This is a genomic window from Pseudomonas sp. GX19020, assembly GCF_023371075.1.
Lineage (GTDB): Bacteria > Pseudomonadota > Alphaproteobacteria > Rhodobacterales > Rhodobacteraceae > Pseudogemmobacter.
Genome location: NZ_JAMCCR010000017.1, coordinates 17,692 through 37,796, shown reverse-complemented (window position 1 = coordinate 37,796; position 20,105 = coordinate 17,692). Strand labels below are relative to the sequence as shown.

General features: G+C 60.9%; 15 protein-coding genes and 1 pseudogene. 9 read left to right on the top strand and 7 right to left on the bottom strand.

Annotated elements, in window-relative coordinates; translation table 11 throughout:
* Positions 1-38: 38 nt before the first annotated feature.
* Positions 39-788 (bottom strand): hypothetical protein, encoded by a 750-nt coding sequence (locus tag M3484_RS19865; protein WP_249498906.1) that lies wholly within the window; start codon positions 786-788, stop codon positions 39-41.
* A gap of 102 nt (positions 789-890) precedes the next feature.
* Positions 891-2,060, bottom strand: a complete 1,170-nt coding sequence (locus M3484_RS19860; RefSeq protein WP_249498905.1) for a TMEM43 family protein — start codon at positions 2,058-2,060, stop codon at positions 891-893.
* 223 nt (positions 2,061-2,283) lie between these two features.
* Here M3484_RS19860 and M3484_RS19855 point away from each other — a divergent pair, with 223 nt between their 5' ends.
* A complete protein-coding gene (locus tag M3484_RS19855) occupies positions 2,284-4,791 on the top strand; it encodes a LuxR C-terminal-related transcriptional regulator (RefSeq protein ID WP_249498904.1) in 2,508 nt (835 codons plus the stop codon).
* Between the two features lie 188 nt (positions 4,792-4,979).
* Here the strand turns inward: M3484_RS19855 and M3484_RS19850 are convergent, their stop codons facing one another.
* Both M3484_RS19850 and M3484_RS19845 read right to left on the bottom strand, forming a co-directional pair.
* Entirely contained in the window at positions 4,980-5,879 is a 900-nt protein-coding gene (locus M3484_RS19850) for a LysR family transcriptional regulator (RefSeq protein WP_249498903.1), read from the bottom strand.
* A 72-nt stretch (positions 5,880-5,951) separates the two neighbouring features.
* Complete coding sequence (locus M3484_RS19845) at positions 5,952-6,956, bottom strand: NADP-dependent oxidoreductase (protein ID WP_249498902.1); 1,005 nt, start codon at positions 6,954-6,956, stop codon at positions 5,952-5,954.
* Positions 6,957-7,344: 388 nt separating this feature from the next.
* Between M3484_RS19845 and M3484_RS19840 the strand changes: the two genes are divergently transcribed.
* The 3 genes from M3484_RS19840 to M3484_RS19830 all read left to right on the top strand — a co-directional run bounded on the left by M3484_RS19840 (position 7,345) and on the right by M3484_RS19830 (position 10,246).
* Positions 7,345-7,578 carry a hypothetical protein gene (locus M3484_RS19840; RefSeq protein WP_092903285.1) on the top strand — a complete coding sequence of 78 codons (234 nt, stop codon included), beginning with the start codon at positions 7,345-7,347 and terminating at the stop codon, positions 7,576-7,578.
* Between the two features lie 187 nt (positions 7,579-7,765).
* Positions 7,766-9,658: a pilus assembly protein TadG-related protein gene (locus M3484_RS19835; RefSeq protein WP_249498901.1), complete on the top strand. Its 1,893-nt coding sequence runs from the start codon at positions 7,766-7,768 to the stop codon at positions 9,656-9,658.
* Positions 9,659-10,003: 345 nt separating this feature from the next.
* Positions 10,004-10,246, top strand: coding sequence for a hypothetical protein (locus tag M3484_RS19830; protein WP_249498900.1), 243 nt, complete (start codon positions 10,004-10,006; stop codon positions 10,244-10,246).
* A 38-nt stretch (positions 10,247-10,284) separates the two neighbouring features.
* Here the strand turns inward: M3484_RS19830 and M3484_RS19825 are convergent, their stop codons facing one another.
* Together M3484_RS19825 and M3484_RS19820 are read right to left on the bottom strand one after the other, a co-directional pair.
* Positions 10,285-12,054 (bottom strand): aromatic amino acid ammonia-lyase, encoded by a 1,770-nt coding sequence (locus M3484_RS19825; protein ID WP_249498899.1) that lies wholly within the window; start codon positions 12,052-12,054, stop codon positions 10,285-10,287.
* Positions 12,055-12,308: 254 nt separating this feature from the next.
* Positions 12,309-12,455 (bottom strand): annotated as a pseudogene (locus M3484_RS19820) (IS5/IS1182 family transposase); the annotation flags it as partial.
* Positions 12,456-12,864: 409 nt separating this feature from the next.
* Between M3484_RS19820 and M3484_RS19815 the strand changes: the two are divergent.
* From M3484_RS19815 to M3484_RS19795, 5 genes are all read left to right on the top strand, one after another.
* Positions 12,865-15,282 (top strand): membrane-bound PQQ-dependent dehydrogenase, glucose/quinate/shikimate family, encoded by a 2,418-nt coding sequence (locus M3484_RS19815; RefSeq protein WP_249498898.1) that lies wholly within the window; start codon positions 12,865-12,867, stop codon positions 15,280-15,282.
* Positions 15,283-15,406: 124 nt separating this feature from the next.
* On the top strand, positions 15,407-16,444 hold the full coding sequence (locus tag M3484_RS19810) for an FUSC family protein (protein WP_249498897.1): 1,038 nt from the start codon (positions 15,407-15,409) through the stop codon (positions 16,442-16,444).
* A gap of 20 nt (positions 16,445-16,464) precedes the next feature.
* Complete coding sequence (locus tag M3484_RS19805; protein ID WP_249498896.1) at positions 16,465-16,893, top strand: MarR family winged helix-turn-helix transcriptional regulator; 429 nt, start codon at positions 16,465-16,467, stop codon at positions 16,891-16,893.
* Positions 16,890-18,545: an MFS transporter gene (locus M3484_RS19800; RefSeq protein WP_249498895.1), complete on the top strand. Its 1,656-nt coding sequence runs from the start codon at positions 16,890-16,892 to the stop codon at positions 18,543-18,545. The genes M3484_RS19805 and M3484_RS19800 overlap by 4 nt, the downstream gene beginning before the upstream one ends.
* Before the next feature lie 4 nt (positions 18,546-18,549).
* Positions 18,550-19,581, top strand: coding sequence for an HlyD family secretion protein (locus M3484_RS19795; RefSeq protein ID WP_092903297.1), 1,032 nt, complete (start codon positions 18,550-18,552; stop codon positions 19,579-19,581).
* 166 nt (positions 19,582-19,747) lie between these two features.
* Here the strand turns inward: M3484_RS19795 and M3484_RS19790 are convergent, their stop codons facing one another.
* Positions 19,748-20,038: an ArsR/SmtB family transcription factor gene (locus M3484_RS19790; protein WP_249498894.1), complete on the bottom strand. Its 291-nt coding sequence runs from the start codon at positions 20,036-20,038 to the stop codon at positions 19,748-19,750.
* Positions 20,039-20,105: the final 67 nt, after the last annotated feature.

The following is a 20,105-nucleotide window of genomic DNA, read 5'->3' as shown; positions in this document are numbered from 1 at the left end:
GAAAAAGGAGAGGAGCGCTGCCTCGCCAAATACCCCGCTCAGCTTTCAATACACATGTTGATACCCCCTGCCAGCGATGATCCATAAATCGTCGCGGGGTTCATTGCCTTTTCGACCTCGGCCTGGAAGGGCTCTCCCAATGCGGCGATATAGGATCCGGCGCAGCTGCAGACTTCATCCAGCGTCTGTCCCGCCTGCCTGACCCGGGCCTTAGCATCCATCGGATCGAAGCCAGGGAGCAGCATGGTGTCGTCGAAGGCCATGCGGCAGGCCTGAATGTCCCCCTCATCGGCGGGAAAAACATTGTCGGCAAGGACCTCTTCAATGGTCGGGCCGGTGTCATCCTCCTGCGCTGCCACGTCTGAGAGGGTGAAATTCAGATCACTCTCCTCAAGACCGAGGTCAATGCCAGGACCGTCCTCGCGCGCCGCTGCCGCGAAATCGGCATCGGGCATGCAGGCCACGAAGCCTGCGCGCAGGAAGGATGCCATCAGCGCATAATCGCTCTCTTCTTCGATTTCGTCCAGAAGCCAGGCGGTCATCTCGTCATCGCCCGAGCCGCGGAATTCGGCGGCAACGCAGGTGCAGAAGGCCTCTTGCGGGTAGTTCATGGCCACAAGGTCGCGCAGGAAGGGCTGGCTGTCGAAATCCCCGATGTCGCGGACAAAGGACATGGCGCAATAACTGCGGCCCATGTCGGTGAGTGTTTCCGCGACATTATAGCTTTGGGCAGAGGCGGGCCCGAGCGGTGTAAGGCTCAGGGCTGCGATCAGAAAAAGGCGAGGCATATCAGCTGTCCATCTGGAGAATGTGCCATGCCGCAAGTTGGCCCCGCAGCATGGCGATGTCATCGGCCCCCCGAGGCAGGCCGGGGACGGGCCGCCCCGGGGTCATTCGCCGGCAAGGGCAGCGGTGCTTCTGCCCCTGCGGGCCAGCACGATCAGTGCAGTTGCAAGCAGCGCCACGGCGGCCATTGCGATGAGCGAGACCAGCGGGCGATGGGCAAACCAGGCAAAGGCGATCACCAGAAGGCCCAGACTGCTCCCCATCAGGGCAGCGATCAGGCCAGTGCCAAAGCCCATGACCGCACCAAGGACGGGCAGCACGCTGGCCAGCACCGTCAGCGGCCGCAGGATCAGCGCAAATCCGACAATCAGACCGATCACCGCCCCGATCCGCAGCCCCCAGGTGGTGGTGCTGTTGCTGTCCGCCGCCGTGGCGAACATGTCCTTCGCGTCGCGATTGCCCTTTTCCACCATCAAAAGCGCATTGCCGCTGTCGGTGCGATACCGGCCGAGGCCGCTGTCATGCTGGCGCCCGATCACCGAGATCACCTCAAGTGGTACAAGGCTGTAGGTGATGCGGTAATCCCCGACCGCCGGGCTTTCGGGATTGCGTCCAAGGTAGAGAGTGCCCTGATGGATCGTGGCAAGGGTGCCGGGCGCAACCGCCGCGCGGATCGTGGCAAGCTGGTCCTCGCTCAGCCGTTGCGCGGGGCCTGCGCCCAGCTGCGACACGACATCCTCCTCCAGCCCATAGGCGCCAACGCTGACCCCTTCGGCAATGCGCCCCAGCGAGGCATAGGCCATCGGCGGATTGGCATGGCCCTGCGGTTCCTTAAAGCCGGCCGGATCCTGCCAGGTGCTCTGCCAGTCCGTCGCATAGCTATAGGTGGTGACCTGGGTCTCGGTGCCGCCGGTGGCGGTGCTTTTCTCAGTCCTGCTGCTTTGCACCCATTGATACATCTCGACTTTGCGATCAAGGCGCAGGCCGACAAACTCCAGCCCGAAATCCGGGTCACGGACCGGGGCGCTGGCCGAGGTGGCGCCCGCAACATGGATCAGCGCACCGTTGAAAGCCGGGTCGATCTGATCAGCCGGGCGCCCGATCACAAGGCCCGCGCCCTCGCTGAGCGATCTTGCCGTCTGGACAGCGCGGCCCTCATTCCAGAACAGCGTACCCACCATGGCACTGATGAGCGCGGCCCCGGTGCCGATACCGACGAGCGATTGTTTCAGGCGTTCCCCAAGACTGTGGCTTACGGTTTCTTCAACAGACATTCCCATTCCCTTCCCGGCCGGTCCCGCAATGCTGCGCTGTGCCGTAAGGCCCCAAACATCAGGGCATGTGCTGACTGCTCTATCGGGCAGCATCCTGGACGCACACTCAACCAAAAGGGGTAGGTTCTGCGATGCTGCTGCTTGCCGCCAGGGGCAACTCTCCCTAATCATTTCCGCTGAGATTTCACCTTTCGGATATTTTCCGCCTCATGGCTGTGCCGCGATGATTTCAACAGAGCCCGGCCAGGAGCCGCTTGCCGCACAGCCGTTTCTGCCGCGCGAGGCGCTGGTCGGGCTGATCCTGCGGGCTGCGGCGCCCCTGATTGTACTTTGCGCCCCGGCAGGCAGCGGCAAGTCCATGACCCTGCTGGCCCTGGCACAGGCCTTGCGCGCGCGAAGCCTGGACTGCCACTGGACGGCGGCGGCAAACCTGGCGGACGCCCCCCATGACGGCACGCTGCTGCTTGATCCGGGCACCTGGTCCATTGACCTTCTGAAAGGGATCGGCGCACGTCTGCGGCGCCAGCGCATTGTGATCGCCCTGAACGGCCCCTTGCCACAGCCCCTGCGGGATGCATGGATTGCCGGGCGCGCGTGCCTCATCAGCGGCAGCGATCTGGCCTTTACCCCGCAGGAAGCGGCGGTGCTTTTCGGCCAGACGCAGATCCAGATCCAACCCTCGCGCGAGACGCAGCTTTTGCATCAGTTCACCCGGGGCTGGCCACTGGGGCTGGGACTTTTGTCACGCGAAACAGGGCGGGCATTTGCGCTGATGCGTCGGGATGGCATCAGCCAGCCGCTGCCTTCCAGCCTGAGCCTGTGGTTTGACGACTGGATGCAGGCGAGCCTCACCAGGCAAGAGCGGGCGCTCTTGATGGACCTGTCGGTTTTCGGCGATTTCCCGGCGTCACTTCTGGCCGCGCTGCCCGCCGCGGCCCGCCCCGAGGATGCCGGTGCGCCATGCCTTTCCCGCCATCTGGTCGAAGACGGGCTGTTTCTGCACCAAAGCGAGACCCGTCCTGGCTGGTTCAGCCTCATGCCGGCCTTTGCCCGTCATTTGCGCAACCGGCTTGACCTCTTTCATCCCGAGCGCGCCACTCAGATCCGGCATTTTGCGGTCCGCTGGAGCGCGCAGAACCACGATCCCGATGGCGAGATCCGTCACGGGCTGGCCATCTGGTCGGATGAAGAGGCAATGTCCCGCGTCGACGCGGCGGGTGCAGTTGTGGTCTCACTGGCTCAGGGGCCGGATCTTGCGCTGGCGCAGCCGATCCTGGCTGCAAGCGTCCTGACCAGGCCGCTGACTTTCTTCGGGATGATCTATGAACGGATCCGCCTTGGCGCCTTTGACGAGGCTCAGGTGCATTTTGAGAATGCCGCCAGCCTGACTGATGGCTTTACCCGATTTGAGACATCGCAGGATATGCGGCAGATCCGATCCTGGGTCGATGTGTTCACGGCTGTCATCCGGATCTCGGCAGATATGCCGGTTGATCCGGCCTGGCGCGCCGGCTTCGGGCCCGCTTTGCGCGATGCGATCAGCAGCGATCCGGTGCTGGCCATGGCGCAAAGCACTGTCTCAATGCTGATGGCCCTGAATGCCGGTGACTGCGAGGAGGCGCTGTCGATCAGCCGTCTGGCCATGCAGGTGCAGGCGCGCAGCCGGGCCGACAAGGCGGCGATCTTTGTTTGCCTGCACCATGCGTCGGCGCTGATGGCCCGGGCCCGGCTGACCGAAGCGAAGGCGGCTGTCGCCGAGGCCGGAAAACTGGCGGCAGACCATACCCTGGCTGACAGCTACGAGATGGTCTCCTGCCAGATCCATGCCGGTCTTTGTGCCTTTGAGATGGCCGAGCCTGCGCAGGCCATGGCCCTTCTTGAGCCCTGCTACGGCCATCTCGCGGCGATCCATGGCTGGCGCAGGAACTGGCTGGAATATTTCGCAGCCCTGGCAGAACTGGCCTTCCAGGCGAAGGGCTATCGGGCGGCGGAGCTGTGGATCACACGCGGATCCGATTTCGCCAGCCAACGCAAACAGCCCCGTCTTGCGCTTGGGCTGGACCTCGTGCGCGCAGACCTGTTGCACCGCGCCGGACAGGTCGGGGCCGCGAGACAGCAATTCGATGCCATTGCAGCGGATCTGCCAGAAGCCAGAGAGGCCGCCCCCCAACTCAGCGATCTTGCCGCTTTGCTTGAGGCGGAAGTGTTGCTGTCCGAAGGAAGACCCGAAGACGCTGCTCGTCTTTTACAAAATCTTGACCGTACCGCCATTGCCGCAGCCGATCTGCGGCTGGATCTGCGTCTTACTGGCCTGACCCTGGAGCTGGCACGCCTTGCCGCGGACAGCGATGCGATGATCCTTGCCTTGCGTAAAATCTCTGTCACAGCCCCCAACCTGCCACGGCTTGTCGGCCTGCCACAGATCCAGAAGCGTCTGCGTCAGGCCCTTGATAAGCTGAGCGCACAAAAGATCGCTCTCGACCCCAGAGTACAGAGCGATCTTGCCGCTCTCATCCCGGGCGGCCGCGCATTGCTCAGCCCGCGCGAGCGCCAGATCGTCTCGTTGATTGTCGAGGGCCTGTCCACCAAGGAAATCGCCCGTGCTCTGGGGACGTCCGACGGGACGGTGAAGACCCACCGCAAAAATCTGTATGAAAAGCTGAATGTCCGATCGCGTTCAAAGGCAATCGCCCGCGCGAAAAACCTGGGGCTGCATCAGGGACAGGACTGACGACGCGGGATGTGTGATCAACAGCATGTCATAGTATTGCATTCCTGCCATGCCCGCGCGTTTTTTGCTGCGTCAATCCTCAATGGGCGGCTTTGGGGAATGCGGCAATGCAGCATCCTGTCCAGGCGACCGCGGGACAAAGCCCAGCCTCGCTATTACCCGACATCTGGGCGCTGTTGTTCAGAAGATCAGGGCCTGCCAGTCACCTGCAGGAAGGCCGAGAAGTCGTAGCCCGCGACATGTTCCCGAAAGGCCAACTGTGCGCGCGAAGGGTTCTCGCGACTGGGGAAGATCATCGTCATCTCATAGGGTAGTGGTTCGTGCTCCGGCAGGAGGCTGACCAATGCCCCGCTCGAGAGGGATTCCGCACAGATATAGGCCGGCAGAAGTGCAATGCCGCCGCCAAGGAGCGCGGATTGCAGCAGAAAACCCATCGAATCCGACGATATGGCCGCTTTGGGGCGCAAGACCGGCCCCTCCGACCCGGAAAATGCCCAGTCCGGCTGCGTGTCATGGACAAGACAGGAATGCCGGACAAGATCTTCGGGCACCAGCGGCGGCGGGTGGATTTCCAGATAGTCAGGGGCCGCTGTCAACACCCGGCGGATGGCGGATATCCTGCGCAGGATCATCTCCTGCCCTTGAGGTGCGCCAACGCGGAAAGCGAAGTCGATCCGCTCGCGCAACAGATCCAGGGGGCGATTGGTGGCAATGAGTTCCACCGTGATGCCGGGATGAGATCTTCCGAAGTCGCGCAGGAAGCCGGGCATAAAATGGCTGGCCGTTATCTCGGGACAGGTGATGCGCAGATGGCCTTCCGGCTGGGTTTTCAGATGCCCCATAGCGATGGCTGCGTTCTGCGCCTCGTCCCGGACCCGGCGGCAATAGTCGAGGTAGATCTGACCGGCCGCGGTCAGCGTGACTTGTCGGGTCGAGCGGTTCAGCAGCCGCAGACCCAGCCGGGCCTCCAACTGGGCGATGCGCTGGCTGGCCGTCGATTTTGGCATGCCCAGGCGCTGACCGCCCCTGGTGAAGCTGCCTGTCTCGGCCACCTCGACCAGCAGGATCATGTCGTCGAGACTGTCCATCGCGCGCACTCCGGTTATCCGTCAGCTGGAACGATAAGACCGCCCGCACTGCCCGCGCAACGGATCAGGGAATCAGAGCCTCACAAGCTGCTTGCCGAAATTCTCGCCCTTCAGCATGCGGATGAAGGCATGGGGCGCAGCCTCAATCCCCTCCGCCACATCCTCCCGCGCCTCCAGCAGCCCCTGCCGATACCAGGTGGTCAGCTCCCGCCGGGCCTCGGTGTATTGCGCCTCGAAATCATCAAGCAGGAAGCCTTCGATCCGGGCGCGGGTCACGAGGATCCGGCGCAGGAAGCGCGGGCCAATGTCGGGCTGGTCGAACTTGTCGGCGCGGGCGACGGTCCCGACCACGACGATGCGCCCGAAGGTGTTCAGGTTCAGGAGTGCCGCATCATGGAGAGGACCTGCCGTATTGTCGAGGAAGACGTCCACGCCAGAAGGGCAGGCTGCCGCAATCGCCTCGGTCAGGTCGCCCGCCATGCGATGGTTGATTCCCGCGCGGTACCCGATGCTCCTGCACCAATCGAGCTTCGCATCCGAACCGGCGATGGCCACCGCGTCGAAGCCCTTGATCCGGGCGATCTGTCCCGCGACCTGACCAAGTGCGCCGGAGGCGGCAGAGATCAGCACCGTCTCGCCTGCTTTCGGCCGTCCGACATGGAGCAGCGAGAAATAGGCGCTGAGGCCCGGCATCCCGAGACAGCCGAGCGAGGTCTGGACCGGCGCAGCCTCAGGGTCAAGCCGGACCGCCGTCTTCGCAGACACCGTGGTCAGGGGCTGCCAGCCGAAGTCATCCGCCTGAACGATGTCGCCCGGTTTGAACTGGGGCGAGTCGGAGGTGATGACCTCGCCCACCCCGCCACCCATCATCATCTCGCCGATCTGCTGCCCGACCGCGTAGTTCTTCGCTGGGCTCAGTCGCGCCCTCATGTAAGGGTCGACCGAAAGCCACAGGGTGCGGACCAACAGCTCGCCAGGCTTCGCCACCGGGGTCGGTCGGTCTTCAAGGGTGAAGTCATCGGGGACGGGCATGCCGACAGGAAAGCGGGAGAGAACCCAGGTGGGATTGGATGTCATGGTCTGCCTCATGCAACTGCTGGCTTAACCTTAGACCTTGCAACAGGGCGGAGACAGGCCAGGAATATGAACTGAATGTTCGTCTGTTCGGACAATCAACTGGGACCCGCTGACCAATCCTCGCCCTGCAACACCGTCCTCAGCATCGGCGCCATGAAGTCGAGAAAGGCCCATATCACATTTTTCTGCCGCACCAATCGAACGGCGGCATTGGGGAACGCGGCTGTCGACGCCGATCATTCGAGCCGCCATTCCCGGTGGCAACACCCTATCGGCAGGACTGACAATCACCTCGCGCATAGTGGGCAGGTTTATCCGGAATGCCCGGAACCTGCTGTCGCAGCCAGTATCACAGCGCAGTGGGATATGAAGTTTCAGGATCATAGCCGTGACCCGGTCGGTCGGGCAGTACTGGCCTGCCGCTCTGAAGAGAGGTGATAAAGTCGCTAAGTATCCGGGCCTGCCGGACGGAGCTTATCTGAATGTCGGGCGGGGATGGCTGCCGCTTCTTGATGAACGGCAGGGTGAGTTCGCCCAGGAAGGCCAGGCAGATGACTTTCGGATTTTGGACATCAAGGAAAAAATCCGGCGCGCTGCGCGTATTCGTGTCTTAAGGCAATGACGCGATCTTCGACGCTATTGGCCTGCTGAAGAGAAATCCTCGGTAAGATTCGACATCTGTGGGAACTCAGACGGGATCAGGAACTGCGGGGCTGACTGAGATGCGTCTGCGATCAGTGTGCACAACGAGTGAAGAGATGCCGCAACACGAGGTGAGAGAGTGCTTAAAGTCATGAAAATGATCCCAAATGAAGCGCTCTCTTCGTGAGCAATCAAGAAGAATAGGGCCGTGGCGCGCTTTTTGTGCGCCTGACGATGAAATGCATTCCAATGCTCACGAAACGTTTCTGGCGAGCATTTCGGAGGGGCGTTTTGGGAGTATGGGTGGAGTGACAATGCAGGATGCAATCAATGGTTGCATTTGTGCTGGTCAGACGTACTCTGGCAGGAACTGCGCACCTCCACTTACCTTCTACAGGCTGGAAATGCACTTTTATCATCGTTTTGCCTCAGACACATCGGGTGCGTTGTCGATACTTCTTGTCGTGCTCCTGCCATTGATACTGCTGGTGGGGGGGGTGGCGACAGACATTGCTCAGTTGAATGCGCAAAAGCGATATGTTCAATCGCAGGCGGACCTGGCGGCGCTGACGTCAAGCAAGTACCTTCCCAACAAGGCGGCTGTAAGGGAGAACGCTCGCCAAACCGTGACTTCGAATGATCGCTATGGCTCAATTTCACTTTCTGACAGCAGCTTCGAGTTCGGCTACATTGCCTCCGATACAGGTAAGTTTGTCCGGGATGAGTTAGCCGCGAGACCAAGTGCAGTGAAGGTAATCGTGCCGTCAAAATTCAATCCGATATTGCTGGGGCCTGTTCTCGACGAAAAAAATATCATTATCCGACGTGCGGCGGTCGGAGCGAAGCGTGGCCTGGTCGTGTTCAGCCTTCGCAATCGCCTTCTGAGTGTTGATACTAATCGTTCTCTTCTGGGACCCGCATTGTCAAAAATTGGGTTGCAACTGAACGGAGAGGTCCTGGGACCGAATGGTCTTGCAAGTGCGGGTGTTCGGCTCGACGAACTTCTGGGTGGGCTGATTAATTCAGGTGTTGGGCTAGATGCATTAACATTCGATAACTTGCTGAATGCTCAGGTCAACAAGGTGCACTTGCTGGCCAGATTGTTGGCGCTATCGAATGTCGGAAATATTGCCCTTAATCCGACACCGGTCGGTTCCGGCAATACGACTTTTGCCGACATCCTTAATATATCGCCTAAACTTCTTGGGGTGAAGGCCGGTAAGATACTCCACGATGTAAGAATAAACGCCTTCGATATGGCAATGGCCTTTGTTGGCCTCTGGCCGCCAAGTGGAACTCTGATAGAGTCTTCTGTGAATTTGAATCTCGGCAGGCTTGCCAATGTCAATGTCGGACTTTATCTCGGGGACCCACCTAAGATCGCTATCGGACATGTGGATGATTTCCCCCCGCTCAGCGCCAGAATGGCTCAGATTGGCGCGACTGTAAAAGCAGCGGTACTTAATATTGGCGAAGCAAATCTTCTGGATGTGACCCTGAACCTCAGCGCAGCAACTGCCGAAGCGACAATTGTGAGCTTAAACTGCGCTGCTACAGATGACAGCGATCTTATGGCCCTCTTTGATGTAAATACAAGTGTGCTTAACTTATCGCTCACCGTGGGCTTGCTTGATACCCGCGCTAACATACCGCCAGATACCAAAAAAATCAGCCTCGGCGGCAAACCTGTGCAGGTTCGGGTCCTGAAAGGACAGGTAGGCAAAGCGGTGCCCGTTAAAACCAGAAATATGAATGTAACCGGACTTATCAGTGACACTGCAGACTACCTGAGAGCTACTCGTGACGATCTTCGGGAACAGGTCAGAACCTGCCGGGGTTTGCTTGTCGCCTTGCTATGTGCCATCGTAAATACAGTAAATGTGGTTCTGGGGGCGCTCCTGGGTGTCCTCGCCGCTTTGGCAGATAGCATTGCTCGTTTACTGCAAAACCTTGGTGTCGATGAGTTCATTCAGTTGTTGCTCGACATCCTCGGGATTGGAGTTGCTCAAGCAGATCTGGTTTTGCATAGCGTGTCCTGCGACTCTTATCTGGCGCAGTAAATATAATTTTTATTAACCTTGCAGTGTTGCGAGCATATATGATGTGCGCACGAATGGTATTCGTTTACCCTTTCGGTCTTTGGCCTCAGTGCTGAGAGGCCTTTGGTCCTCGGGCGGAGTTTTGCACCCACCCATCTCCGTCCCGCAATTTTTCCAAATATAATTCACTATCATTATACCCCCTTGCATTTATGCTCTGCTTCACGCCGGATTTCTTTCTGGTTTTCCTTTATTTTTTGACAAATTCTGATGTGGCGGCGGGTGGTGAGATTGCGCGGTGTCTTTGAGCCGACCGGCCCATACCATCGGCACATAGAAAAGACGCTGTCAGCGGCGAACATTGACATGGTCAAGCTGAATCCGCGACAGGCACGGCGGTTCGGCACGCTGCAGCACCTCGCCCGTCCTGAGATCGAAGATCTTCGGCACCGGTTCCAGTGGAGCTTCATCCGGCTACCCGGTTCGGGCGCTCGTTGGCGTCTGCCCACAGCAAGTCTGTTAGATCTTCTGCGCTTCCGCGATGGTTTAAAAAAATCGGCAATGAAAACAGCCGCCCAGGACATCTCCGGGCGGCTCCGCTGCTCATAATAATCGCGAGGGTCGTGGCCCTGGCACTGCAGAGGGCATTAGTTTGGCATCATGCCCGCGCGGGGGATCGGCGCCGCAGCGGGTTCTTCAGGGCCGCCGGAATAGAAGGTTGCGGCGGGTGTTTCCCACATGAAATCATAGATGATCTGCCCCTGATTGCGATAGGGGCGGTCCGCAGGTGCCATTTCCCAGGGAACAGCATTTCGTAAAGCGGCCAGCGCTGCCGTTGGCGCTTCGCCAAACTTCCGCGATGGGTCCTGCAGCCGCCGGATATCCATCCAGTAGCTCGCCGTCATCAGGTCCTGCGCGACAAGGTGCGACAGGACATCCACGGCTTTGCGGGCGGTCTGACCCTTCAGTCTGGTCTGGGCCTCAAGATCTTCGACGGTGGCTACGATCGCCTGCCCATTCGGGGTCAGCGGCACCCCAAGCTGCGCCAGTTCCTGCCACAAATCGCTGGGAAGATAGCCGCCATGCGCGACCGGCAATCTGCTCTTGATATCGGCTTCAACCACGTCATCCGGCTTGATGACGGTGAAGAACGGATTGTTGAAGCGCTCAATACGCTGAGCAACAGCCACGCCCATATTGGTCAGGGCGATATTGAAGGCCTCTATCTGATTGGCAATCGGATAGGGATCCCAGTTTGCATTCGAAAAGATATATCCTGACATTCCGTTGCTGAGTTCCCCGCCCTTGACGTAGAAACGCATAAAATGCGGGCTGCTCAGCTCCCATGAGCTGTCGGGGGAAATGCCGGGAACCACTGCGGGGTTGTGATCCGAGCCATTGATCGAGATATGAAGTGAATCGCGCAGCTCAGCCCAGGCGTACCATGCCGAGCCATGACGCTGTGTTGATGCGCGCATGCTGATCGGGTCCTGAATAATGCGCATCGGGTCTACCTCGAAAAGATAGCTGCCGCGGACCATGTCCAGCACTTTCTCTGCATTCCAGTTCAACCAGTCATAGGGTCGCATGGACTGAACCGGCGCCGAAATCGGCGTAAGACTTGAGTTCATGCCGTTCAATGCCATGGCATAGCTGAGATCTGCCCATTCCAGCACTTCGCGTGCGTCGGACAGAACAAGGGCAACCTGCGCATAGGCATAGGCATTGGTGCTGATCAGCGCGGCCTGATCGGCACCTGTCGGAGCAAGAGGTTCCAGCCCCGCGCGCTTAAGCGCTTCCATCGCCGACATACGCTCGCCATCAAAGTAGGCTTCGCCAGCTCCGACCATAGTGCCCGCGATATTGCCCATGGTGGGAAGGTCGCCTTCCCCAAGTGTGCCCCGTGACATGACAACAGGCGTGACGCGACGGTTGACCATTTCGACAAGCATGGCGAGAAGCGCCGGGCTTGCCGCCTCATATGTCAGGGAGTTCGCGCGAATTGCCATGATTGCGCGCACGAGTTCTTCTTCATGAATTTCCGGCCCGTAACCGCCCCTCGCGCCATTTGCAAAGCGCGTAAGCTGCTGATCGGCCAGGAAGGCTGCATTCTCTGGTGTTGTCGGATCGCCTTCAAAGATCACCGTTTCGCGATTTGAGCCTGCCCCCCTGTTGAACCAGTAGATGGGCATCCCCTCCGCCGCGCCCTGCAAAAGAAGCCCGTAAGCATCTTTCGAGCGCTGGATGGCTTCGGCGCTCAGCTCGATCTTCGCACCGTCGCGCGCGATACGAATAACCTGGTCATAGGTCATATCGCGCCCGGTCAGCACAATCGTTTCCTCTGCTGCCGTAACGGTGATCGGCTGGTAAACCGCAGCCGGCTGCAAATCGGCTTTCGCAATTGTTGCGGATAGCAAAATTGCTCCTGCACAGGATACCGCATTCAACACGGTTCGTGATCTTTGAAGTAACACCCGTCGTCTCCTTGCGAGTTAATTTGTAGAAATTTCTTCTTCCTGAGCCCCTCTGTAGAGAAAGATTTGTTCATCAGGGTGAACATGCATCGCTGAGTCAAGAATTTTTTGCCCCCTGGGTTGAGCCCTCGCGATGCTTGCGACCTGGGGTTATTTCTGTGGAAATTTTAATGATTTATAATAGGTGTTTAGCGAGGTCATGTTGACAAATGCCGGCGCCATAGCCTGATACGGGCGCTGTCGATGAAGCTGAAGAAACTGTCTGCGGTTTTGTCGTGGCGGGTCGCCAGCCGTCGGCAGTTCTTCAGCCTGTTGAAGCACCGCACGACCATTTTGCGCAGGCTGTCGACATGACCTGGCCATCAGCTGAACATCGGCTTCCACGGTCACGATGGTCTCCCATTTTTGTCGCGGTTACCCGGCGGCGCGCGCGGATCCTGAAGCAAAATCCGACCCGCCGCGCAACAGGTCGGCTGCGGGACCCGAATGGGTTATGGATCACGTCAACGTGGCGCGATCATGGTGCGCCTGTCGTGTGCGGCGGTATCTGCCGGCCCGGCAAGGAAGTCTGAGCGAGGAATTCTTCCGGGCCCAGGGAACCGCCAATGCCGCGCCCGCGTTACAGATTTACGAGGTCCGGGAGCCCGACGGTTCCATCGACACGGCAACGCAGCTGTCTACTGAAACCGACAATCTCCGCCACTCCGGCCCCAAATGTCTGTCTTCGATTGGGATCAATCAGGGGGTTATGTCGTGTTCTCCATCATCATGGGTGCCATCTGCGGCCTTTTCGGCCTTTGGGTTCTTTGGCTCGGATACGGGCTGGCAGCTGCCGGGGGCAGCTGGTTCTATATCGTCATGGCGCTTGGCCTGATCCTGTCGGGGATCGGGCTGATCCGGCGGCATCAGAGCGGTCTGGGTGTCTATGCGGTAACGCTGATCATCACCTTCCTATGGACGCTTTACGAGGTCGGTTTCGACAAATGGCAGTGGATCCCGCGCGGGGCGCTGCTCCTGGCCTTCGGCCTGATCCTTTGCATCCCGGTCTTCGCAAGTGAGATCCGCGCGCGGTCGGGCCGCTCTGGCCCCGGCTATCCGCTGCTTGGCGGCACTGTGGCGGTGATCATCGTGCTGGCAGTGGGTTCCTGGTTTATCGACCCGGCGCAGATCAGGGGCGCGCTGACCAGGCAGGCCAATATCGGCGACGGGCTCGTGGATCCCTCGGGGGTGGCCTATCCCGCAGAAGACTGGACGGCCTATGGCGGCACCAATCTTGGCCAGCGCTATTCTGCGCTGAGGGATATCGACGCGGGGAATGTGAAAGGGCTGACGCTCGCCTGGGAACATCACACCGGCGATCTGCGCAAGGCGGATGAGGATTCCAAGGAATACACCTTCGAGGCCACCCCGATCAAAGTGAACGGGCTTTTGTATTTCTGCACCCCGCATAACATCATCCAGGCCCTGGTTCCCGAGACAGGCGCGGTGAAATGGTCGTTTGATCCGATGATGAAGCGCGACCCCTTTTATCAGCACCAGACCTGTCGCGGTGTTTCATGGAACGATTCCATCGGCTATACCGCACCCGCGTCAGACACGCCCGAGGCTCAGGCGGCGATCACTGCGGCTGTGGCGGAATGCCCGAAACGCATCGTGGCCTCTTCGGTCGATGCACGGCTTTACACGGTCAACGCGGATACCGGCGCACTTTGCACCACTTTCGGTGAGAATGGTTATGTGAACCTGCTTGAGGGTATGACCGATACCGAACGGGCAAGCTATCAGCAGACCTCGGCGCCCCTGGTGACGAAGGATCTGATCATCCTCGGCTCGGCGATTGCTGATAACTACTATGAGAACAATCCCTCGGGTGTGATCCGCGCCTATGATGTGCGCACCGGCAAGGTCGTGTGGAAATTCGACGCGGGCAAGCCCGACGATACCGCACCGCTTGCCCCTAGTGAGACCTATGTGCCCAATTCCAACGTCGCCTGGACGCAATTCGCGGCCGATGAGACGCTGGGGATGGTCTATATCCCCTTCGGCAATGCCTCTCCCGACCAGGTCGGTATTGCCCGCACGCCCGAACAGGAGGCCTTTGTCGATGCGCTGGCCGCGCTTGATCTGAAGACCGGGCAGCTGAAATGGAAGTTCCAGACCAGTTATCATGACCTCTGGGATCGCGATAACCCCTCGCAGCCGGTACTTCTGAACCTTCCGAAGGATGGCGTGGATACGCCTGCGATCATCATCCCGACGAAAATCGGCAATCTCTGGGTGCTCGACCGCCGTGACGGCACGCCGATCCTGCCGGTATCCGAGGTACAGGTCTCGACAGACAGCGATATTCCCGGCGAAAAACTCTCTGCCGTACAGCCGATGTCGTCGCTGACTTTCGCGCCTGCGCCTTTGCGTGAGGCGGATATGTGGGGGGCCTCGCCCATCGACCAGATCCAGTGCCGCACGACCTTTGTGTCAAACCGCTATGACGGCAATTCCTGGACGCCGCCGACCACCACCGGCTCGATCGTCTGGCCTGGTAATATCGGGGTCTTCAACTGGGGGTCTGTCGCGGTGGATCCGGTGAATAAATGGCTCATCGGTACGCCGCAATATCTGCCCTATATCTATAAGCTCTATCCGCGTCCCGAAGGCGATCTGACGAAGCCGATGTTCCAGGACGATATGTCCGGGGGCGAGGCGAAACCGGGGAATGAGAACCTTGGCGGGCCCTATGCGGTGTCGATCCAGCATTTCCGCTCGGGACTGGGCGTGCCCTGCAACACGCCACCCTGGGGTATGCGGGTCGGCGTTGACCTGACGAATGGCAAAACCGCCTGGAAATACCGCAACGGTACTGTGGCCGGGCAGAAATTCATGGGCGTGAGCTTTCCGATCCCGTTCGAAATGGGGATGCTGGCGCATGGCGGCACGCTGACCACGGCGGGGGGTGTCGCCTTCACCGCGGCGGCGCTGGATGACATCATGCGCGCCTATGACATGCAGACCGGCGAGACGCTGTGGCAGGCGAGACTTCCCGCCGGGGGCCAGGCCACGCCGATGACCTATCGCGGTGCCGACGGGAAGCAATATATCGTCGTCGCAGCCGGAGGTCATGGCTCGCTTGGCACCACGCCCGGGGATTCGGTTCTTGCCTATCGGCTGGAATGATCGTCGTGCTTTGTTGCGTATGATCGGGCTCGTATGATGTGGTCCATGTGATCTGAAGACCGGCGCGCGGGGCGACCTGCGCGCCGTTTCGCCTTGCCTCAGCTGTCAAAAGAAAGCCCTCCCCATGGACAGATTGCCACTGCAGCTGCAGCGCATGATGGCAGCGGGGCGCGATGCCCTGGCCGCTGCAACCGCCGGCGCGATTGCCTGGCTGCTGGCAAGCTGGCTGTTCGGCCATACCCATCCGGTTTTTGCCATGGTGACCGCAATCGTCTGCCTCGCACCGGGCCTGCCAAATCACGGGCGGCAGGCGACCGGCATCATTCTGGGGGTCGCCATCGGTATTCTCGTCGGCGAGGCGGCGCTGCAATTGCCTGTCACCGGGATCGAGGGGCCGACCATGTCACTGTTGCGCATGATCGTGGCAATTCTGCTTTCGATGATGGTCGGCGCGTCCTTCGGCCTGCCGGCGGTGGTGCCGATCCAGGCCGGGGTCTCGGCGGTTCTGGTGCTGGCAATGGGGGCAGACAGTGCAGGCTGGCACCGGATGCAGGATGTGATCATCGGTGTGGGGGTCGGGCTTTTCTTCAGCCAGGTCCTGCTGACGCCCGACCCTTTGCGTCAGATCGACCGCGCCATGAGCGAATTGCTGACCCGGATCGCGGGCGGGCTCGACCTCGCGGCTCAGGCCCTGCAGGACACAACCCCGCGCCGCGCCGAGATCGCGCAAAGCCATCTGTCGCGCGTTCAGGAAACCATCGGCGCGCTGCAAAACGGCATAGACAGCGCCAGATATGAGGCGCGCTGGTCGCTGAGGGGGCGCATCGCCGCCAATCGGGTGCGGCGCGAGGCGGAACGCGTCGAACATGACGCGATCCGGCTGGGCGCCTCGGCGCTGCTGCTGGGCGATGCCCTGCTGGTGGCGATGCGCAACGGAAACACACCCCCTGCCGGGCTGGAGGCGAACCTGCGCCACCTTGCTGCAAGCTGCCGCGCCCGAATGACCGGCACCGCCCCGCCTGACCCAGGCCTGGCCGGAACTGAGAGTGTCGACAGCGCCTGGGCCGCCGTTCTTGTGCAAATGCGCGCATTGGGTGCCATCCTTGGTGCGGAGCCCCGGCTTGACCAGCAGCGGCGGGAGGCATATCAGTTACCTGACTAACAAGTTAGCATGATAAGCAAATGGAACCCCGGCCGCCAACCCTCGATCTCTTGCTGTTTGTGATGCGCGAGCTGCGCCGCAATTACGACGCGCGCGCCGAAGAGCTGGGGCTGACGCTGGCCAGGACCCGGGTTCTGACCTCGCTTTCCAATATGGAAGGCGCCACCCAGGCCGAACTTGCCCAGGATCTGGGCATTGAGGCGCCCACGCTGAAACGTCAGATCGACGGGCTGGAAAAGCTTGGCTACATCGAGCGGCGCGGCATGGATGGCGATGCCCGCAAACGGGCGCTTTTCCTGACCGAAAAAGCCCGCTCTGCCGGGATCTCGCGTTTCGTGCGCGCGGTGCGGGCCGAACTGTTCGAGGGCATCACGCCCGAAGATCTGGCGGCCACAGACCGCGCCTTGCAACGTATGGCGGTCAATACTGCCAGGATCGGTGAGAAGTGACCTCCGCCCCTCAGCCCGGATCGGCCGAGGCCGGACCGCCGACCGCATTCGCCGGGATGAGCCTCGCCCGGGCTTTGCCGTTCTTTTGCGCCTCGGTGCTGATCGGTCTGGCGCAGGGCCTGGGCCAGGGCTTTGTCAGCGCCAATATTCCGCAGATTGCCGGGGATCTGGGTGTCAGCACCACCGATGCCAGCTGGCTGATGGCGGCCTATATGATCCCGCGCGCGACGCTGCCCCTGATGCTGATCAAGGTGCGCACCCAGTTTGGTCTGCGCCGCTTTGCCGAGGTCAGTATCGTGGTCTTTGCGGTGGTGGCTTTCTCAGCGCTCTGGATCTCGGATTTGCGCTCGGCGGTGGTGGTGCAATTCCTGTCAGGCTGTGCCGCCGCGCCGCTTTCGACGCTTGCTTTCCTTTACATGCTGGAGCCGCTGAGCCCGCCCGCCAAGATGAAATACGGGCTGCCGGCGGTGATGGCGGTGATCCTGATCGGGCCCAATCTGGCGCGCGTCATCTCGCCCTCGCTGATCGGAGATGGCGGGCTGGCGGGTGTGCATTTCGCGGCGCTTGGCCTTGCGCTGATGTCGCTTGCGGTTGTCTGGGTGCTGCCGCTGAAACCACAGCCGCGTGAGAAGGTGATCGAAGCCGGGGATTTCCTCAGCTTCGCACTGATTTCTTTTGGCTTTTCCGCCATTGTCATCAGTTTTGTGATGGGGCCGATCCATTGGTGGTTCGATGCGTCCTGGATCGGCTGGCTGCTGGCGGGTGGGGTGATCTCGCTGACGCTTGCGGTGATTATCGAACTGGGGCGCCGCGCGCCGCTGGTCGATTTCCGCTGGCTCGCGACCCCGGCCATGCTGCATCTGACGCTGACGCTTTTGTTGTTCCGGCTGGTTCTGTCGGAACAAAGCACCGGTGCGCCCCGGATGTTCCAGGTGCTGGGCGTTGCGCCGTCGCAGATGGAAAGCCTGTTTCTGGTGATCTGCTTTGCCGCGATGATGGGCGGCCTCGCCTGTGTCGCCTGGATGAAACAGACCCGCGAGCCTGCGTTCCATGCGGCGGCGCTGGTGCTGATCGCGGCGGCGACTTTCCTCGATTCACAGGCAACGGTCCTGACCCGGCCCGAACAATTCCTGGTCAGTCAGGCACTGATCGGCTTTGCCTCGATGCTGTTCATGCCCCCCGCGATGGTGATGGGGCTGATGGCCGCGCTGAAAAAGGGACCGAATTATCTTCTGTCCTTTATAATCGTCTTCATCGCGACCCAGAGCCTTGGCGGCGTGATCGGATCGGGGATCTTCACCACCTTCACCACCCACCGCCAGGCCTTCCACCTCGCCACCCTGACCGAACAGCTCTCCGCCAGCGACCCGCTGATGCAAAGCGTGATGGCGCAGGGCACCGCGCTTTTTGCCACGCAAAGCCCCGATCTCGCGGCGGACCGGCTGCAGACCCTGTCGCAGCTGATGACCGAGGCCGGGCGCCAGGCCTGGGTCATGGCCTATAATGATGCCTACTTCCTGACCTTCCTCATCGCGCTGACCGCGCTTGCCGTGCTGGTCCTGCATGTGTTGCGCGACTGGATCTGGGCCAGGATGAACGCGGCTTTCGTTGCAAAACCCGAACCCTCTTCTCCCCCCTCAGAGCAAAGCTGACGCCATGAGCCGTTCCTTCCTTGTGCCCACCATTATCGCCGGGGTGATTGGCCTCGCCGGGCTGTTGCTGGTGCTTTTCGCCTGGCATCTGCCGCCTTTCGCACCCTCGGCCCCCACCACTGAAAACGCCTATCTGCGCGGTCGGGTCACCACGATCTCCCCGCAGCTTTCCGGCTATATCGCGAAAGTGGAGGTCCAGGATTTCCAGGAGGTGCGCGAGGGCGATGTGATCGCGGTGCTTGACGACCGCATCTACCGCCAGAAACTCGCCCAGGCCGAAGCCGGGCTGGCTGGCGCAAAAGCTGCGATGGAGGTCGCGGTGCAGAATGTACGCTCGGCCGAGGCGGTGCTGGAATCGGATGCGGCGGCGCTGGCCTCGGCCGATCTCGCGGTCCAGACGGCGCGCTCGGATAACAGCCGCACCACATCGCTGCGCGAGCGCGGCGTGGCAACCGAGGCGGCGCTGGAACAGACAGAACTTGCGTTGCAAAAGGCACTGACCGCCCAGACCCAGGCCCAGGCAACGATGGATGTGCAGCGCGAACAGCTCGCCAATGCGAAGGTGCAGATCGCAAGCGCTCAGGCCCAGATCGACAATGCCAATGCCGCTGTGGAACTCACCCGGATCGATCTCGGAAACACTGTGATCCGCGCGCCGGCTGCGGGAAAGCTGGGGCAGATCGCGGTCCGGGTCGGGCAATATGTCTCGCCCGGCACCGCGCTGGTCTCGCATGTCGGCCAGGATCTCTGGCTGATCGCGAATTTCAATGAGGGCAGCCTGAACAGCCTCGCCGTCGGGCAGAAAGTGCATTTCAGCGTCGATGCGCTGCATGGCCAGGTCTTTACCGGCGTGATCGAGAGTTTCTCGCCCGCCACGGCCTCGGAATTCAGCCTGATCGCCGGCACCAATGCCACCGGCAATTTCACCAAGATCGCGCAGCGTGTACCGGTCCGGATCGGGATTGACCCCGGCCAGGCGCGGGCCGAACTGCTGGCGCCTGGATTCTCGGTGGTGGCCTCGGTGCAGCCCGACTGACGCGGGATGGCTTTCTGCGGGCGCGATACACGTTTCACCGCGATGTGGCGCCGTTTTACGCCGATACCGCCCCTGGCGTGTATATCGCGGATCTGCCTGCGCCGAGCCGGATGGGGGCGGTGTTTTATGCCATCCTGGCGCCTGGCTTTGGCCTCGCCCGACCCGGTCAGAGAGCGGCCAGCGCGCTGCGAAAGGCGGCGATCACCGCCTCGTCCCGGCGATAGAACACCCATTGTCCGATCCGCTCCCGCACGATCAGCCCCGCCGCCGTCAGCACCGCAAGATGTGCCGAGACCGAGGATTGCGCGAGGCCGCAACGCGCGAACTGCCCGGCGCAGATACCCAGCTCATGGGGCAGCGCCTGGTCGGGGAAATGCTGCTCCGGCGCGCGCATCCAGGCCAGCATCTGCCGCCGCGCCGGATGCGCCAGGGCCTTCAGGATCAGATCCTCATCCATCTCTGCACCTCTGCCGGGCCTCTCACGGGAGATCAATTCTATCTTATATCGTAAAAATCCGATATAT

Coding starts and splice junctions, on each gene's coding strand:
- M3484_RS19790 (WP_249498894.1), bottom strand. CDS start 20,038: ATGGATGAGGATCTGATCCTGAAGGCCCTGGCGCATCCGGCGCGGCGG.
- M3484_RS19855 (WP_249498904.1), top strand. CDS start 2,284: ATGATTTCAACAGAGCCCGGCCAGGAGCCGCTTGCCGCACAGCCGTTT.
- M3484_RS19845 (WP_249498902.1), bottom strand. CDS start 6,956: ATGACATCCAATCCCACCTGGGTTCTCTCCCGCTTTCCTGTCGGCATG.
- M3484_RS19865 (WP_249498906.1), bottom strand. CDS start 788: ATGCCTCGCCTTTTTCTGATCGCAGCCCTGAGCCTTACACCGCTCGGG.
- M3484_RS19795 (WP_092903297.1), top strand. CDS start 18,550: ATGAGCCGTTCCTTCCTTGTGCCCACCATTATCGCCGGGGTGATTGGC.
- M3484_RS19810 (WP_249498897.1), top strand. CDS start 15,407: ATGGACAGATTGCCACTGCAGCTGCAGCGCATGATGGCAGCGGGGCGC.
- M3484_RS19850 (WP_249498903.1), bottom strand. CDS start 5,879: ATGGACAGTCTCGACGACATGATCCTGCTGGTCGAGGTGGCCGAGACA.
- M3484_RS19830 (WP_249498900.1), top strand. CDS start 10,004: ATGGTCAAGCTGAATCCGCGACAGGCACGGCGGTTCGGCACGCTGCAG.
- M3484_RS19805 (WP_249498896.1), top strand. CDS start 16,465: ATGGAACCCCGGCCGCCAACCCTCGATCTCTTGCTGTTTGTGATGCGC.
- M3484_RS19835 (WP_249498901.1), top strand. CDS start 7,766: ATGAAGCGCTCTCTTCGTGAGCAATCAAGAAGAATAGGGCCGTGGCGC.
- M3484_RS19860 (WP_249498905.1), bottom strand. CDS start 2,060: ATGTCTGTTGAAGAAACCGTAAGCCACAGTCTTGGGGAACGCCTGAAA.